At 53.3% G+C, this 15833-nt stretch carries 14 protein-coding genes and 1 tRNA gene; 7 read left to right on the top strand and 8 right to left on the bottom strand.

The features are described 5' to 3' along the window. Complete coding sequence (locus OGY67_RS09795; RefSeq protein ID WP_286573899.1) at window positions 1-906, top strand: DUF4435 domain-containing protein; 906 nt, start codon at window positions 1-3, stop codon at window positions 904-906. A 60-nt stretch (window positions 907-966) separates the two neighbouring features. Here the strand turns inward: OGY67_RS09795 and OGY67_RS09790 are convergent, their stop codons facing one another. Both OGY67_RS09790 and OGY67_RS09785 read right to left on the bottom strand, forming a co-directional pair. Beyond that, window positions 967-2250 carry a tyrosine-type recombinase/integrase gene (locus tag OGY67_RS09790; protein ID WP_286573898.1) on the bottom strand — a complete coding sequence of 428 codons (1284 nt, stop codon included), beginning with the start codon at window positions 2248-2250 and terminating at the stop codon, window positions 967-969. Between the two features lie 163 nt (window positions 2251-2413). Continuing rightward, window positions 2414-2498, bottom strand: a tRNA-Leu gene (locus OGY67_RS09785). A gap of 220 nt (window positions 2499-2718) precedes the next feature. On the opposite strand from OGY67_RS09785, the gene ahr reads away from it, so the two are divergent. Beyond that, window positions 2719-3738, top strand: coding sequence for an NADPH-dependent aldehyde reductase Ahr (ahr, locus tag OGY67_RS09780; protein WP_234692595.1), 1020 nt, complete (start codon window positions 2719-2721; stop codon window positions 3736-3738). 147 nt (window positions 3739-3885) lie between these two features. Further along, window positions 3886-5388 carry a helicase HerA-like C-terminal domain-containing protein gene (locus OGY67_RS09775; RefSeq protein ID WP_286573897.1) on the top strand — a complete coding sequence of 501 codons (1503 nt, stop codon included), beginning with the start codon at window positions 3886-3888 and terminating at the stop codon, window positions 5386-5388. Between the two features lie 65 nt (window positions 5389-5453). Here OGY67_RS09775 and lptG read toward each other — a convergent pair whose 3' ends face one another. From lptG to OGY67_RS09760, 3 genes are all read right to left on the bottom strand, one after another. After that, window positions 5454-6536, bottom strand: coding sequence for an LPS export ABC transporter permease LptG (gene lptG, locus OGY67_RS09770; protein ID WP_008786067.1), 1083 nt, complete (start codon window positions 6534-6536; stop codon window positions 5454-5456). Further along, entirely contained in the window at window positions 6536-7636 is a 1101-nt protein-coding gene (gene lptF, locus OGY67_RS09765; protein ID WP_032942200.1) for an LPS export ABC transporter permease LptF, read from the bottom strand. The genes lptG and lptF overlap by 1 nt, the downstream gene beginning before the upstream one ends. Window positions 7637-7698: 62 nt before the next feature. Beyond that, window positions 7699-7749 (bottom strand): hypothetical protein, encoded by a 51-nt coding sequence (locus OGY67_RS09760; protein WP_212723231.1) that lies wholly within the window; start codon window positions 7747-7749, stop codon window positions 7699-7701. A gap of 153 nt (window positions 7750-7902) precedes the next feature. Between OGY67_RS09760 and pepA the strand changes: the two genes are divergently transcribed. From pepA to OGY67_RS09740, 4 genes are all read left to right on the top strand, one after another. Continuing rightward, the gene (gene pepA / locus OGY67_RS09755) at window positions 7903-9414 is read left to right on the top strand and encodes a leucyl aminopeptidase (protein ID WP_003025870.1); all 1512 of its coding nucleotides are present in this window, start codon (window positions 7903-7905) and stop codon (window positions 9412-9414) included. Between the two features lie 119 nt (window positions 9415-9533). Beyond that, window positions 9534-9977, top strand: a complete 444-nt coding sequence (gene holC, locus OGY67_RS09750) for a DNA polymerase III subunit chi (RefSeq protein WP_003830256.1) — start codon at window positions 9534-9536, stop codon at window positions 9975-9977. After that, window positions 9977-12832, top strand: coding sequence for a valine--tRNA ligase (locus OGY67_RS09745; RefSeq protein ID WP_008786064.1), 2856 nt, complete (start codon window positions 9977-9979; stop codon window positions 12830-12832). Before holC ends, OGY67_RS09745 begins: the two co-directional genes overlap by 1 nt. 206 nt (window positions 12833-13038) lie before the next feature. Beyond that, window positions 13039-13542, top strand: coding sequence for a GNAT family N-acetyltransferase (locus tag OGY67_RS09740; RefSeq protein ID WP_286573896.1), 504 nt, complete (start codon window positions 13039-13041; stop codon window positions 13540-13542). Window positions 13543-13568: 26 nt separating this feature from the next. Here OGY67_RS09740 and OGY67_RS09735 read toward each other — a convergent pair whose 3' ends face one another. From OGY67_RS09735 to rraB, 3 genes are all read right to left on the bottom strand, one after another. Then, complete coding sequence (locus tag OGY67_RS09735) at window positions 13569-14399, bottom strand: hypothetical protein (RefSeq protein WP_032942198.1); 831 nt, start codon at window positions 14397-14399, stop codon at window positions 13569-13571. A 165-nt stretch (window positions 14400-14564) separates the two neighbouring features. Then, window positions 14565-15323, bottom strand: a complete 759-nt coding sequence (gene miaE, locus OGY67_RS09730) for a tRNA isopentenyl-2-thiomethyl-A-37 hydroxylase MiaE (protein WP_286573895.1) — start codon at window positions 15321-15323, stop codon at window positions 14565-14567. Between the two features lie 51 nt (window positions 15324-15374). Continuing rightward, the gene (gene rraB / locus OGY67_RS09725) at window positions 15375-15800 is read right to left on the bottom strand and encodes a ribonuclease E inhibitor RraB (RefSeq protein WP_003025845.1); all 426 of its coding nucleotides are present in this window, start codon (window positions 15798-15800) and stop codon (window positions 15375-15377) included. Between the last annotated feature and the right edge of the window lie 33 nt (window positions 15801-15833).

Genomic DNA, 15833 nt, shown 5'->3' with positions numbered 1-15833 from the left:
ATGAAATACGAAATTAGTGAAATTTTAAACACGGCCCTTATGACGAAAACGATAAGTATCGTCGTAGAAGGTGTGGATGATATACAAGTATATGACAGCATAGTTAAAAGCGTAGATAAAACTGCTGAAATATTCCCTATTGAAACGATTGAGGGATATTTCCCAGGATGTAACCACGTTATTAAGGCAATGGATGATTTACTTGAACTCCCAACATCTAATGTTAGCTATGATAACTATATCTTAGGCATCATTGATAAAGACATAAAGGATTATAGAGGTGAATTACCCATTAACCCTCTAATTTTAACTTTAAAATATTACTCAATGGAATCTCATTTTGTACATAAAGAGGTTTTACCCAGTGTACTCGAATTAATAACTAAAACACCACATTCGCTGATCACCGGTGAGTTTATAGATCACTTGTATGATCTTATTTCCTTAAATAATGAAGACTTCTTTTTAATCTGTCTTGAATCTTTGAGAAATTCTTTAGATCCTGATTATGAAAGTGATTTCGCCTATAGCTATTCTGAAGGCAGAATTTTTTCGGAAGAAGATGTTAGCAAAGTAAGGTTAAAGAGAGATGAGCTATTGACGTTCGCAGATAGTCTATCCATATCCAGAAACATTGATGACCTCAAAAAAATATCTAAAGGAAAATGGTTACTCCATTTCTTCTGCGTAAAAACGTTAAGTGCAGCTCAACAGTTCAAAGATTTGTGTGGCACACCACCAATACGACAATGTGTTATGTGTACCGGAAATGGCCATTCACCAAACCATTGCCTTTATAAATTAAAAGACTCGATAACGTCAAAAAATTTAAAGCCATTATTAATGCGTAATACTTGGCTTAATGACTTCGACTACATAAGAAACAAAATCAGCTCGATGATTTAAAAAAAGATAGCAAGAGAAAATTCTCTTGCTATTATTTATAAATCGGTAAATTCTTATATCTTAAAATTTGAAATTAACAATATTATTCTCCGTATTTTTTCCATAATCGTATGGTGTTATATACTCTAATTTATTTTCATCTAAGTAATCTGCCCACCACTGAACCATATAACGTCTTTCATCTAAGTGTTCTGATGTATGAATATAAGCCGCACGGACATTATTACGTTCTGAATGACTCAACTGGCGTTCTATAGCGTCATCACTCCATAACCCCGACTCCCCCAACGCACCACGCGCCATAGTCCTAAACCCATGCCCACACACCTCAGTTTTCGTATCATAGCCCATCGCACGCAATGCGCTGTTTACCGTGTTTTCACTCATAACCTTAGTTGCGTCATGATCCCCCGGAAAAAGCAGCTCTTTATCACCACTAATCTGCTTTAACTGGTTTAATAAAATCATCGCCTGCCGACTAAGCGGAACGATATGTTCCTCTTTCATCTTCATACCTCGGTACGAATAACGCACGCCTTTAATTTCTTCTCGCTTTGCAGGTATACGCCAAAGAGATTTATCGAAGTCGAATTCATCCCAACGCGCGAAACGTAATTCACTGGAACGCACAAAAGTTAGCAAGGAAAGCTCGACCGCAATCCGAGTCATTACACGGCCACGATATGCAGCAAGACGTGCAAGAAACTCAGGGAACCGGCTAGAAGGTAAAGCAGGGTAATGTCGCGCTTTGGTTGTCGATAGCGCTCCGGCCATATCGCTGGCTGGATTTGAGTCGATGTAATCGTTCTGTACGGCATAACGCATAATGGCCGTGACGCGCTGTTGCAGGCGCTGAGCGACATCGTGTTTGCCACTGGCATCAACTTTTTTAATCGGGGCTAACAGGTGGCTGGTTTTAAGCTGCCGAATGTCGGACGAACCGATGTGAGGGAAGATATAAAGCTCAAGATAGCGAAGAACGCGCGATCGATGGTCTTCACTCCAGCGCTTGTTACTGGCATGCCATTCTCGGGCGATAGTTTCAAAAGTATATGCCCCCGAATTCTCGGCCTGAGCTTCTTTCTGTTCGACTTTTGGGTCTATGCCCTGTACTAAAAGCTTTTTAGCTTCATCACGCTTTGCTCTTGCCTGAGCAAGGGTCACAGTGGGCCAAACACCAAAAGCGAGGCGATCCTCTTTTTTGTCTGAGGGGCGTCTGTATTTCATACGCCAGTATTTAGAACCCTTGGCCGAAACCTCGAGATACAAACCGCCGCCATCGGCCATTTTGTAGGTTTTGTCTTTTGGCTTTGCGGTCTCGACCTGTCTGGCGTTGAGCTTCATTTGGGGGCACATTTCTAATCGAAGTTAAGATGCCCCCAATTATGTCCCCAATGACATCCGGATTTCAACGGACAACCTCGGACGACTCAGGACGTAAAAATCGCTGCAAGCATTGATTTTAAAGGGATAATTGGACTTTCTCGGATAGTCTTGGAAGTACTAATGGTGCCGAAGGCCGGACTCGAACCGGCACGTATTTCTACGGTTGATTTTGAATCAACTGCGTCTACCGATTTCGCCACTCCGGCACGGAAGGGATGCGGAAAACGTTGTGGATTATACCTGTCATGCGCCACCATGCAAGCGCCAGCGTGTGTCTGGCTCGCTAAGTGTTGAAAATTTCAGCATTACCTTTCTTACCTGTAACCATCATCACAGTTTGCCCCCTCCTTAATCCCCCCTTCTGCGAAGCGTCCCGTTTCCCCATGCTCTACACTTCCAGTTCAACACCATACTGAGGGAAATACGATGTCGATGATAAAAAGCTACGCCGCAAAAGCGGCGGGCAGCGAACTCGAACTCTATGAATATGATGCGGGCGAGCTTAAGCCGGAAGATGTCGAAGTCCAGGTCGATTACTGCGGTATCTGCCATTCTGATTTGTCGATGATCGACAACGAATGGGGATTCTCTCAGTATCCGCTGGTTGCCGGGCATGAGGTGATTGGTCGCGTGGCGGCGCTCGGCAGCGCGGCGCAGGATAAAGGTCTGAAGGTTGGTCAGCGCGTCGGCGTTGGCTGGACAGCGCGCAGCTGCGGGCACTGCGATGCCTGTATCAGCGGCAATCAGATTAACTGTCTGGAAGGGTCTGTTCCCACAATTCTTAATCGCGGCGGCTTTGCCGAGAAGCTGCGGGCCGACTGGCAGTGGGTGATCCCGCTGCCGGACAGTATCGATCTGGCGGCAGCTGGTCCCTTACTGTGCGGCGGCATCACGGTGTTCAAACCGCTGCTGATGCACCATATCACCGCCACCAGCCGCGTCGGGGTGATCGGCATCGGCGGCCTGGGGCATATCGCCATTAAGCTGTTACACGCGATGGGTTGCGAAGTGACCGCGTTCAGCTCCAATCCGGCGAAAGAGCAGGAAGTGCTGGCAATGGGGGCGGATAAGGTGGTCAACAGCCGCGATCCGGATGCGCTACAAGCGCTGGCGGGCCAGTTCGATCTCATTATTAACACGGTTAACGTCGATCTCGACTGGCAGCCCTATTTTGAAGCACTGGCCTACGGCGGTAACTTCCATACCGTCGGTGCGGTGCTGAAGCCGCTGCCGGTTCCGGCGTTCACCTTAATAGCCGGCGATCGCAGCATCTCCGGTTCGGCGACCGGTACGCCGTTCGAACTGCGCAAGCTGATGAAGTTTGCCGGGCGCAGCAAGGTGTCGCCCACCACCGAACTGTACCCGATGTCGCAAATTAACGAAGCCATCCAGCACGTGCGTGACGGTAAGGCCCGCTACCGCGTAGTGCTTAAAGCCGACTTCTGATCTTCTTTGCCGGGTGGCGTAAGCTTCCCGGCTATTCTCCCCGCTATTCCAGACAGGTTAAATTCTCCTCACAATCTCCGTAATTTAGCGGTGAAGAGTGCGTCACGGTTGCCTATACTCCAGGCAGGATAAATGGAGGAAATCTCAATGAGCGCACCCCTGCTAATTGCCCGCACGCCGGACACCGAACTGTTTTTACTGCCAGGCATGGCTAACCGTCATGGGCTGATTACCGGCGCGACCGGGACCGGTAAAACCGTCACGCTACAGAAGCTGGCCGAATCGCTGTCCGAGATTGGCGTACCGGTATTTATGGCCGATGTGAAAGGTGACTTAACCGGCGTGGCCGAGGAAGGACAAACCTCTGAAAAGCTGCTCGCCCGCCTGAAAAATATCGGCATTACCGACTGGCAACCGCATGCTAATCCGGTCACGGTGTGGGATATCTTCGGCGAAAAAGGTCACCCTGTGCGGGCCACGGTATCTGACCTCGGGCCGCTGCTGCTGGCCCGTCTGCTGAACCTCAACGACGTGCAGTCCGGCGTGCTGGATATTATCTTCCGCATTGCCGATGACCAGGGTCTGTTGCTGCTCGATTTCAAAGACCTGCGGGCTATCACCCAGTACATTGGCGATAACGCTAAATCCTTCCAGAATCAGTACGGCAATATCAGTAGCGCCTCGGTCGGGGCGATCCAGCGCGGGCTGCTATCGCTGGAGCAACAGGGCGCGGCACACTTCTTTGGCGAACCGATGCTGGACATCAAAGACTGGATGCGTACCGACGCCAGCGGCAAAGGGATGATTAATATCCTCAGCGCCGAGAAGCTCTATCAGATGCCCAAACTGTACGCCGCCAGCCTGCTGTGGATGCTCTCCGAGCTGTACGAACAGCTGCCGGAAGCGGGCGATCTGGAAAAACCAAAACTGGTGTTTTTCTTCGATGAAGCGCACCTGCTGTTCAACGATGCTCCGCAGGTGCTGCTGGATAAAATCGAACAGGTGATCCGCCTGATCCGCTCGAAAGGGGTCGGCGTGTGGTTCGTCTCGCAAAACCCGTCGGATATTCCGGACAACGTGCTTGGTCAGTTGGGAAACCGCGTGCAGCACGCCTTGCGCGCGTTCACGCCGAAAGACCAGAAAGCGGTGAAAAGCGCGGCGCAAACCATGCGCGCCAACCCGGCATTTGATACCGAAAAAGCCATTCAGGAGCTGGGTACCGGTGAGGCGCTGGTGTCGTTTCTGGACGCCAAAGGTAGCCCGTCGGTGGTTGAACGAGCAATGGTGATTGCGCCATACTCACGGATGGGACCGGTGACGGACGACGAGCGCAACGGACTGATTAATCACTCTTCGTTGTACGGCAAATATGAAGAAGAGATCGACCGCGAGTCCGCCTATGAACGTTTACAGCAAGGCGTGCAGGCCAGTACCGAGCAGCAAAATACACCTCCCGCCAACGGTAAAGCTGTCGATGTGGATGGCGGTATTCTCGGTGGGTTGAAGGATATTCTGTTTGGCAGCACCGGCCCCCGCGGCGGTAAGCGCGATGGCGTAGTGCAGAGCGTGGCGAAAAGCGCAGCGAGGCAGGTTACCAATCAGATAATCCGCGGCATGTTGGGGAGTTTGATGGGCGGGAGAAAACGCTAGCCCCGTGTTACGGGTCCGGAGTAGGCCTGAAAAGCGCAACGCTATCAGGCCTACGATTACTGTGATTACGACTTACGTAGCATTAGCCACAAGCTTATCAGGAAGAAGCTGGCGCTTGGCAGCAGCGCACCGATAATCGGCGGAATGCCGTACACCAGCGTCAGCGGGCCAAAGATTTGGTCCAGCACATAGAACACAAAGCCGAAGCTAATCCCTGTCACCACGCGCACACCCATCGGGACGCTACGCAGCGGACCAAAGATAAACGACAGCGCCATCAGCATCATGACCGCCACCGACAGCGGCTGGAAGACTTTGCTCCACATATTGAGCTGGTAGCGTCCGGCATCCTGGCCGCTCGACTTCAGGTACTTCACGTAGTTATGCAGACCGCTAATCGACAGCGCATCAGGATCCAACGCCACAACGCCGAGCTTGTCGGGTGTCAGGTTGGTTTTCCAGGTGCCGCTTACCGTTTGCGAGCCGGTGATTTGCTTCGGATCGGTCAGGTTGGATTCATCCACCTGCGACAAACGCCAGACCTTCTGCTCCGGGTCAAACGTCGCGCTCGCAGCGTAGCGTACAGACTGCAGACGGCGCTTGTCGTTAAACGAGTAGATGCTAATCCCGCCTAACTCTGCGTCGCCTTTCACCCGCTCGATGTAGACAAAGCTGTCACCGTCTTTCGCCCACAAACCCTGCTGGGTAGAGAGCAGCGAGCCGCCGTACATCTGCTGCGCACGGTAGTTACGTGCCATCTGTTCGCCTTGTGGCGCAACCCATTCGCCGATAGCCATCGTCAGCAGCACCAGCGGAATCGCGGTTTTCATCACCGACAACGCCACCTGCATACGGGTAAAGCCGGAAGCCTGCATCACCACCAGTTCACTGCGCTGGGCCAGCATGCCCAGCCCCAGCAATGCCCCCAGCAGCGCCGCCATCGGGAAGAAGATCTGGATATCTTTCGGCGCACTGAGCAGGGTATACAGCCCGGCGCCCATCGCATCGTAGCTCCCCTGCCCGGCTTTTTTCAGCTGGTCAACGAACTTGATGATCCCGGAGAGCGACACCAGCATGAACAGCGTCATCATGATGGTGGTGAAAATGGTTTTACCGATATAGCGGTCAAGTACACCAAAAGGCTGCATTATACCGCTCCTTTACGCATAAAACGGGCACGTAAGCGGCGCATCGGCACCGTATCCCAGAGGTTAAGCACAATCGCCAGCGCCAGATACGCCAGGTTAACCGTCCACATCCAGAACACCGGATCCAGCTTACCTTTGCCACCGTTCGACTTCAGCGACGTCTGAACCAGGAAGAACAGCAAATAGAGCAGCATTGCTGGCAGCATCGACAGCACGCGCCCCTGACGCGGGTTCACCACGCTCAGCGGTACGACCATCAGCGCCATCATAAATACGGTGAATACTAACGTGATACGCCAGGTTAGCTCCGCGCGGGCACGATCGGTGTCGGTCGTCCACAGCGTACGCATGTTCATCTGGTCGGTATCATTTGGATCCAGTGCCACGGCCTGATGACCGATAATCGCCTGATAATCCTGGAAGTCGGTAATGCGGAAATCGCGCAGCAGCGCGGTACCTTCAAAGCGCGTCCCCTGGTTCAGCGTCACGACCTGAGAGCCATCACGCATCTGGGTAAGATGTCCGGAATCGGCTACGACGACCGAAGGACGAGCGTTGCCTTTCGGGCGGATTTGCGCGAGGAACACGTCTTTGAAGTTGCTGCCGTCAACGCTTTCGATAAACAGCACCGAACTGCCGTTGGTCGCCTGCTGGAATTGCCCCTGAGCAAGCGCCGCCATACCGGGGTTCGCTTTCGCCTCCGCCAGGACTTCGTCCTGATGTCTGGAGGACCACGGCCCGGCCCACATCACGTTGACCGCCGCAATAATACTGGTAAACAGCGCCAGCACCATCGCCGCTTTCACGAGCACTGCCTTGCTCAGCCCGCAGGCGTGCATGACCGTAATTTCACTTTCGGTATACAGTTTGCCCAGCGTCATCAACAGCCCGAGGAACAGGCTTAAGGGCAAGATAAGTTGCGCCATTTCTGGCACGCCCAGCCCCAGCAGCGAGAGCACCAGATTTGCCGGGATATCACCGTCAACCGCCGCACCAAGGATCCTGACCAACTTTTGACAAAAGAAGATCAAAAGCAGGATGAATAGGATCGCAAGTTGGCTTTTGAGCGTTTCCCGAACCAGATATCTTATGATTATCACTTTAAATACGCCCGTAAAAACCCGTCTTTTGCCGGAATTTAGCTTGTTTCATGGCTTAAACGTCATTTATTCTCTTGAGTCGTCGAAATCGTCGCTAAGATCATTATACTCAACGGATCCACCTCTCAGAAATTGTTCTGACGTGCCAATGCCGTAATAACGTTAAGATTAACACGAAGTCACCGCAACAGCGGGTATGAGTTACGAAAGCTTGCAATTCTATCCGTAGCCACCGCCGTTGTCTTTAAGATTCAGGAGCGTAGTGCATGGAGTTCAGTGTAAAAAGCGGTAGCCCGGAGAAACAGCGGAGTGCGTGCATCGTCGTGGGTGTCTTTGAACCACGCCGCCTCTCTCCGATTGCAGAGCAGCTCGACAAGATCAGCGACGGGTACATCAGCGCACTGCTGCGTCGCGGCGAACTGGAAGGCAAACCGGGTCAAACCCTGTTGCTGCACCATGTTCCTAACGTTCTGTCTGAGCGAATTCTCCTTATTGGTTGTGGCAAAGAGCGCGAACTTGATGAGCGCCAGTACAAGCAGGTCATTCAGAAAACCATCAATACCCTGAATGATACAGGCTCAATGGAAGCCGTCTGCTTTCTGACTGAGCTGCACGTCAAAGGGCGCAATAACTACTGGAAAGTGCGTCAGGCCGTTGAGACGGCACAGGAAACGCTGTACAGCTTTGATCAGCTGAAGACCAACAAAAGCGAGCCACGTCGCCCGCTGCGTAAAATGGTCTTCAACGTGCCGACTCGCCGCGAACTGACCAGCGGTGAGCGTGCGATCCAACACGGTCTGGCGATCGCCGCCGGCATTAAAGCGGCAAAAGATCTTGGCAACATGCCGCCGAACATCTGTAACGCCGCCTACCTGGCCTCTCAGGCGCGCCAGCTGGCAGACAGCTACAGCAAAAATGTTGTGACCCGTGTAATCGGCGAGCAGCAAATGAAAGAGCTGGGCATGCACTCTTATCTGGCCGTCGGTCACGGCTCGCAGAACGAGTCGCTGATGTCGGTCATCGAGTACAAAGGCAATCCGTCCGAAGACGCGCGTCCGATTGTGCTGGTCGGTAAAGGGTTAACCTTTGACTCCGGCGGTATCTCCATCAAACCTGCCGAAGGCATGGATGAGATGAAATACGACATGTGCGGCGCGGCAGCGGTATACGGCGTGATGCGCATGGTGGCCGAGCTTCAGCTCCCCATCAACGTTGTCGGCGTGCTGGCGGGCTGTGAAAACATGCCGGGTGGCCGCGCGTATCGCCCAGGCGACGTGCTGACCACGATGTCTGGACAGACCGTTGAAGTGCTCAATACGGATGCCGAAGGCCGTCTGGTGCTGTGCGACGTGTTAACCTACGTCGAGCGCTTTGAGCCAGAAGCGGTGATTGACGTCGCGACCCTGACCGGCGCGTGTGTGATTGCGCTGGGCCATCACATCACCGGCTTGATGTCGAACCACAACCCACTGGCGCATGAGCTGATCGGTGCGTCCGAGCAGGCTGGTGACCGCGCGTGGCGTTTGCCGCTGGGTGATGAATACCAGGAGCAGTTAGAGTCCAACTTTGCGGATATGGCGAACATCGGCGGACGTCCTGGCGGTGCCATTACCGCGGGCTGCTTCCTGTCACGTTTTACCCGTAAGTACAACTGGGCGCACCTGGATATCGCCGGTACCGCATGGCGTTCAGGGAAAGCCAAAGGCGCAACCGGTCGTCCGGTCGCGCTGCTGTCGCAGTTCCTGCTCAATCGTGCCGGTTTTAACGGCGAAGAGTGATGTAAAACGCCGGGTGGCGGCTTCGCCTTACCCGGCCTACAACGTCACTCAACCGTAGGCCGGGTAAGCGTAGCGCCACCCGGCTTTGCATTTAAATCCACAACAAGAAGCCCCATATCATGAGAAACGCAACGTTCTATATTCTGGACAATGACAACACCGTCGATGGCTTAAGCGCCGTTGAACAACTGGTGTGTGAAATTGCCGCAGAACGTTGGCGTGCTGGCAAGCGCGTGCTGATCGCCTGTGAAAACGAAAAGCAGGCTCTTCGACTGGATGAAGCTCTGTGGGCGAGACCGGCAGAAAGTTTTGTTCCGCATAATCTGGCGGGAGAAGGCCCCAGAGGTGGCGCGCCGGTAGAGATTGCCTGGCCGGAGAAACGCAATAGCAGCCCGCGCGACCTGCTCATCAGTTTGCGCGTTGGCTTTGCAGATTTTGCCACCGCTTTCACAGAAGTGATAGACTTCGTTCCTTACGAAGATTCTTTGAAACAATCGGCACGCGATCGCTACAAAGCTTACCGCGTGGCTGGTTTTAACCTGAATACGGCAACCTGGAAATAATGGAAAAGACATACAACCCACAAGATATCGAACAGCCGCTTTACGAGCACTGGGAAAAGCAGGGCTATTTCAAACCTAACGGCGATGAAAGCAAAGAGTCCTTCTGCATCATGATCCCGCCGCCGAACGTCACCGGCAGTTTGCATATGGGTCATGCTTTCCAGCAAACCATCATGGATACCATGATTCGCTACCAGCGCATGCAGGGTAAAAACACCCTGTGGCAGGCCGGTACCGACCACGCGGGTATCGCTACCCAGATGGTGGTTGAGCGTAAGATTGCCGCTGAAGAAGGTAAAACCCGTCACGACTACGGTCGCGAAGCGTTTATCGACAAAATTTGGCAGTGGAAAGCGGAATCCGGCGGCACCATTACCCGTCAGATGCGCCGTCTCGGCAACTCCGTTGACTGGGAGCGCGAGCGCTTCACTATGGACGAAGGTCTTTCCAATGCCGTGAAAGAAGTCTTTGTTCGCCTGTACAAAGAAGATCTGATCTACCGTGGCAAGCGTCTGGTCAACTGGGACCCGAAACTGCGCACCGCTATTTCTGATCTGGAAGTGGAAAACCGCGAGTCTAAAGGCTCCATGTGGCACATCCGCTATCCGCTGGCTGACGGCGCGAAAACCGCAGACGGTAAAGATTACCTGGTCGTCGCCACCACCCGTCCGGAAACCGTACTGGGTGATACCGGCGTGGCTGTGAACCCGGAAGATCCGCGCTATAAAGATCTGATTGGCAAATTCGTTGTTCTGCCGCTGGTTAACCGCCGCATTCCGATCGTCGGTGATGAACACGCCGACATGGAAAAAGGCACCGGCTGCGTGAAGATCACCCCGGCGCACGACTTTAACGACTACGAAGTCGGGAAACGTCACGGCCTGCCGATGATCAACATTCTGACCTTTGACGGCGACATCCGCGAAACCGCGGAAGTTTACGACACCAAAGGCGAAGAGTCCGACGTTTACTCCAATGAAATCCCGGCTGAGTTCCAGAAGCTGGAACGTTTTGCTGCGCGTAAAGCGGTGGTTGCCGCCGTTGATGCCCTGGGGCTGCTGGAAGAAATTAAACCGCACGACCTGACCGTACCTTACGGCGACCGTGGCGGCGTGGTTATCGAACCGATGCTGACCGACCAGTGGTACGTCCGTGCCGACGTGCTGGCAAAACCGGCGGTTGAAGCGGTTGAGAACGGCGACATCCAGTTCGTACCGAAGCAGTACGAAAACATGTACTTCTCCTGGATGCGCGATATTCAGGACTGGTGTATTTCCCGTCAGCTGTGGTGGGGTCACCGTATCCCGGCATGGTATGACAACGACGGCAATGTCTACGTTGGCCGTACCGAAGACGAAGTGCGTCAGGAAAACAACCTCGGCGCCGACGTTGCGCTGCGTCAGGACGAAGACGTTCTCGATACCTGGTTCTCTTCTGCACTGTGGACCTTCTCTACGCTGGGCTGGCCGGAAAATACCGACGCGCTGCGTCAGTTCCACCCAACCAGCGTGATGGTTTCCGGCTTCGACATTATCTTCTTCTGGATTGCCCGCATGATCATGATGACCATGCACTTCATCAAAGATGAAAACGGCAAGCCACAGGTTCCGTTCAAGACCGTCTACATGACCGGTCTGATTCGTGACGACGAAGGCCAGAAGATGTCCAAATCCAAGGGCAACGTGATTGACCCGCTGGATATGGTCGACGGTATATCTCTGGCAGAACTGCTGGAGAAACGTACCGGCAACATGATGCAGCCGCAGCTGGCTGAGAAAATTGCCAAGCGTACCGAGAAGCAGTTCCCGGACGGCATCGAGCCGCACGGCACCGACGCCCTGCGTTTCACCCTGGCAGCGCTGGCCTCTACCGGTCGCGATATCAACTGGGACATGAAGCGTCTGGAAGGTTACCGTAACTTCTGTAACAAGCTGTGGAACGCCAGCCGCTTCGTGCTGATGAACACCGAAGATCAGGATTGCGGCTTCAACGGCGGCGAAATGACCCTGTCTCTGGCGGACCGCTGGATCCTCGCTGAATTCAACCAGACCATCAAAGCGTACCGCGAAGCGCTGGATAACTTCCGCTTCGATATCGCCGCGGGCATTCTGTACGAGTTCACCTGGAACCAGTTCTGCGACTGGTATCTGGAGCTGACCAAGCCGGTCATGAACGGTGGTTCCGAATCTGAACTGCGCGGCACTCGCAATACGCTGGTTACCGTGCTGGAAGGTCTGCTGCGCCTGGCGCACCCAATCATTCCGTTCATCACCGAGACCATCTGGCAGCGCGTGAAAGTGATTTGTGGCAACACTGCAGATACCATCATGCTGCAGCCGTTCCCGGAATATAACGCAGCGCAGGTTGATGAAGCGGCGCTGGCTGATACCGAATGGCTGAAGCAGGCGATCGTTGCCGTACGTAACATCCGTGCGGAAATGAACATCGCCCCGGGCAAACCGCTGGAGCTGCTGCTGCGTGGTTGCAGCGCTGATGCGATGCGTCGTGTGAACGACAACCGCAGCTTCCTGCTGAACCTGGCACGTCTGGAAAGCATTACCGTGCTGCCAGCCGATGACAAAGGTCCGGTCTCCGTGACCAAAATCATCGACGGCGCCGAACTGCTGATCCCGATGGCTGGCCTCATCAACAAAGAAGATGAGCTGGCACGTCTGGCGAAAGAAGTGGCGAAAATCGAAGGTGAGATTGCCCGTATCGAAGGCAAACTTTCCAACGAAGGTTTCGTTGCCCGCGCACCGGAAGCAGTCATCGCCAAAGAGCGTGAGAAGCTGGACGGTTACGCAGAAGCTAAAGCGAAGCTGATTGAACAGCAGGCGGTCATCGCCGCGCTGTAATTGCCTATGCCGGATAGCGCTGAGCTTATCCGGCAAACGGGCACCGTCATCGTAGGTCGGATAAGCGTAGCTCATCCGACACCACAGACGATAAAGCCTCTGACGCATATGCTCAGAGGCTTTTTATTGAATTATCCTCGCTTGCGCTTCCCCTCACCGCAGTGGTATTAACTGCATATGTCTCACTTTTATGTCATGAGTTCGCTATGAGTGCCATTACCTCCGTCGCGGCAACGCTGCGCCGAATTTCTGCCGATGATAACGCCGCCATTGCCCGTGTTATCCGCAAAGTTTCCGCTGAATACGGGCTTACCGCCGATAAGGGCTATACCGTTGCCGACCCTAATCTGGACGAACTGTTCCAGGTTTACAGCCAGCCGGGCGCGGCCTACTGGGTGGTTGAGCAAAATGGTGAAGTCGTGGGCGGCGGCGGCATTGCGCCGTTAGGATGTAGTGAACCAGGCATTTGCGAGCTGCAAAAGATGTACTTCCTGTCGAGCGCGCGCGGTCAGGGGCTGGCGAAAAAGCTGGCATTGATGGCGCTCGAACATGCCCGCGAGCAGGGTTTTAAACAGTGCTATCTGGAGACCACAGCGTTTCTGACTGAGGCAATCCGCCTGTATGAGCATTTAGGCTTTGAGCATATCAGCGAAGCGCTGGGCTGTACCGGGCACGTGGATTGTGAAGTGCGAATGTTAAAGCCCCTCTGACCTTACGCCGAGAGGCTTTAGCCGCGTTACTGCATCTCGGCTGAGAGCATCAGTCGAATAACGCCAGCCGCGCGGGCGGTTGGCAGCTTCAGCACCTGTGACCAGAGATCCTGCACTATCTCACAGGCAATCTTCTCTTTGCCGATCGCTTTAGTCGGATCGGCCATGATCTGAATATCCGGCCCATAGCGCTGTACTAGTCCAGGACTTATTGCTTGCAGATCCTGCAACGCCAGCTGTTTCTCTTCTGCCGTGACCGTATGTTTGTTCGGACCATAGGCAGCACGCATCATACTCATATCACTCGCCATACGACGGTTCATGATCTCATGCGGAACCAGACGTGCCGGGTTAATCCCCCCTTTCACTGCCGGAAACAGAAAGCGGAAGCATTCGTCATCACCTATTTTGGCCACAGCAGCGATCTGCTCAAGGTTAATTTTCATATATTCAATGACATTGGCATCTGGCGCCTGCTGCAATCTTGCCATTTGCAACTGAAGAATTTGCGGCTGTATCGCGTCGATAACCTGCTGTTCGCTACTCCCTGCTTTCTTCATCTGCGCTGCCTGGCTGATAATTTTTTGTGTCAGCTCAGGTTCCTGCTCCTTAATCACCTGAAACGCCGGATTGGAGAGCATCGCCTTTTCAAATTGCTGCTCTTCGGTCAGACCATAATCCGGGCTTTCGCGTGGGATCAGGTAGTGCACATCAAACAGATTCCACGCGATGATCGCCACCACAAAAACCACCGCGCCGGAGATCTTGCCCAGCCAGCCTTTTTTGCGAAACATGCCGACGACGATAGCAATCACCGCCCCGATATAACCTGCCAACAAAACGTGTGCCCAGTTCATTAACCATCCTTATGCCAAATCATCTCTGTTACGGGGATATATTTCCCCTTCGTGTGTTTTGATTATTACGGCAGCAGCGAGCGATTTCCAGCCACCAGATTTTGCTAACAGAAAGAGGAAGGATTAAACCGCGCGGCGATGGACACCGCGCGTCAAAGAAAGGAACTAAGCTGGCACACCGCTGTGGAAGCGGAATTCATCGTCAGGAGAGGTGATCAACGCGGCTTCGACTTCGCCAAAGAACCGCACCCGGCTACTGATATCATCAGCCGAAACCTGCTGCGCCAGCGCCAGATAGTCCTGATAGTGCCGCGCCTCGGATCGCAGCAGCGACAGATAAAACGCCTGCAGATCATCATCCAGATACGGTGCCAGCGCGGCGAACCTTTCGCAGGAACGCGCCTCAATGTAAGCCCCGCATATCAGTTTATCGATTAGCGTTAAAGGCTCATGGGTGCGTACCTCTTTGAGCATGCCTTTGGCATAACGGCTGGCGGTAATCTTGATATAGGGAATATTGCGGCTCATCATCGCCTCACGCACCTGCCAGAAATGATGCAGCTCTTCTTTGATCAGCAAAACCATGCTGTCGATAAGCTTGCGTCCCCACGGGTCGTCGGTTTGCGGCATCACGCTTTTGCTTATCTGTTTATTCAGCGCGATAAAATCCGGCTCATCCCCTTCTCTGAAAGCAAACGCTTCATAGGGTTTCAGCCAGTCCAGCAGCGCCTGCGATCCCTGTTTATCCGCGACATACTTACGCACCAGCAGCATCGCCGTTTGCGCCGCTTTCAGCTCACAGACGAGGTGATCGGTCAATAACAGAGGCAGATTTGACGTGTCCCGCGCTTTATCAAGCCAGGCCTGGGGTGTTTTACAGTGCAGGAAGTTGTGGATCGGGGAGAGTATTTGCAGGTAATCCATACTTTGTCCTTGGCCTGCGGCAGCCTGGGCTACCGCAGGTCAGTTGATGACTTAGTGACGCACGCCGTCATCATCTTCGTCGACGAGGTCTTCATCGTCGCCGTCTTCACCTTCTTCGCCGTTCGGGTCTTCAAAATAGGTGCCCCAACCGTCGTATTCCACATCGTATTTTTCAGCCAGGTTCATCAGCTGCTCAACCTGAGCATCGATCAACTCCGCATTCAGTGCACATTCGCTCAGAATGTCACAGCAAATAACCGTGTCGCCTTCTTCCACTTCCAGCTCTTCCGGCTCGGTCACTTCATAACCCAGCTTGAAGGCTTCTACTGCCGCTTTTTCCAGGGTTTCGAAGTCATCCGCGGAAAGGTGATGCTCGATGGTGTACAGCGCGTCTGGATCGCTGCCATCTTCGAGTAACTCTTCAATAATCAAGCGTGTTTCTTCACGCTGCTCTTCCAGTAGTTCCGGGTTTGCCATGGCTCGTTCCTCATAATGTCCTGCCGATACTCT

The sequence above is a fragment of the Citrobacter sp. Cpo015 genome, assembly GCF_030333035.1.
GTDB classification, from domain to species: Bacteria; Pseudomonadota; Gammaproteobacteria; order Enterobacterales; family Enterobacteriaceae; genus Citrobacter; species Citrobacter portucalensis.
Note: the sequence above shows the minus strand (reverse complement) of the source record. Positions and strands in the feature narration are given on the sequence as shown.

Coding starts and splice junctions, on each gene's coding strand:
- OGY67_RS09795 (WP_286573899.1), top strand. CDS start 1: ATGAAATACGAAATTAGTGAAATTTTAAACACGGCCCTTATGACGAAA.
- OGY67_RS09790 (WP_286573898.1), bottom strand. CDS start 2,250: ATGAAGCTCAACGCCAGACAGGTCGAGACCGCAAAGCCAAAAGACAAA.
- ahr (WP_234692595.1), top strand. CDS start 2,719: ATGTCGATGATAAAAAGCTACGCCGCAAAAGCGGCGGGCAGCGAACTC.
- OGY67_RS09775 (WP_286573897.1), top strand. CDS start 3,886: ATGAGCGCACCCCTGCTAATTGCCCGCACGCCGGACACCGAACTGTTT.
- lptG (WP_008786067.1), bottom strand. CDS start 6,536: ATGCAGCCTTTTGGTGTACTTGACCGCTATATCGGTAAAACCATTTTC.
- pepA (WP_003025870.1), top strand. CDS start 7,903: ATGGAGTTCAGTGTAAAAAGCGGTAGCCCGGAGAAACAGCGGAGTGCG.
- holC (WP_003830256.1), top strand. CDS start 9,534: ATGAGAAACGCAACGTTCTATATTCTGGACAATGACAACACCGTCGAT.
- OGY67_RS09745 (WP_008786064.1), top strand. CDS start 9,977: ATGGAAAAGACATACAACCCACAAGATATCGAACAGCCGCTTTACGAG.
- OGY67_RS09740 (WP_286573896.1), top strand. CDS start 13,039: ATGAGTGCCATTACCTCCGTCGCGGCAACGCTGCGCCGAATTTCTGCC.
- OGY67_RS09735 (WP_032942198.1), bottom strand. CDS start 14,399: ATGAACTGGGCACACGTTTTGTTGGCAGGTTATATCGGGGCGGTGATT.
- miaE (WP_286573895.1), bottom strand. CDS start 15,323: ATGGATTACCTGCAAATACTCTCCCCGATCCACAACTTCCTGCACTGT.
- rraB (WP_003025845.1), bottom strand. CDS start 15,800: ATGGCAAACCCGGAACTACTGGAAGAGCAGCGTGAAGAAACACGCTTG.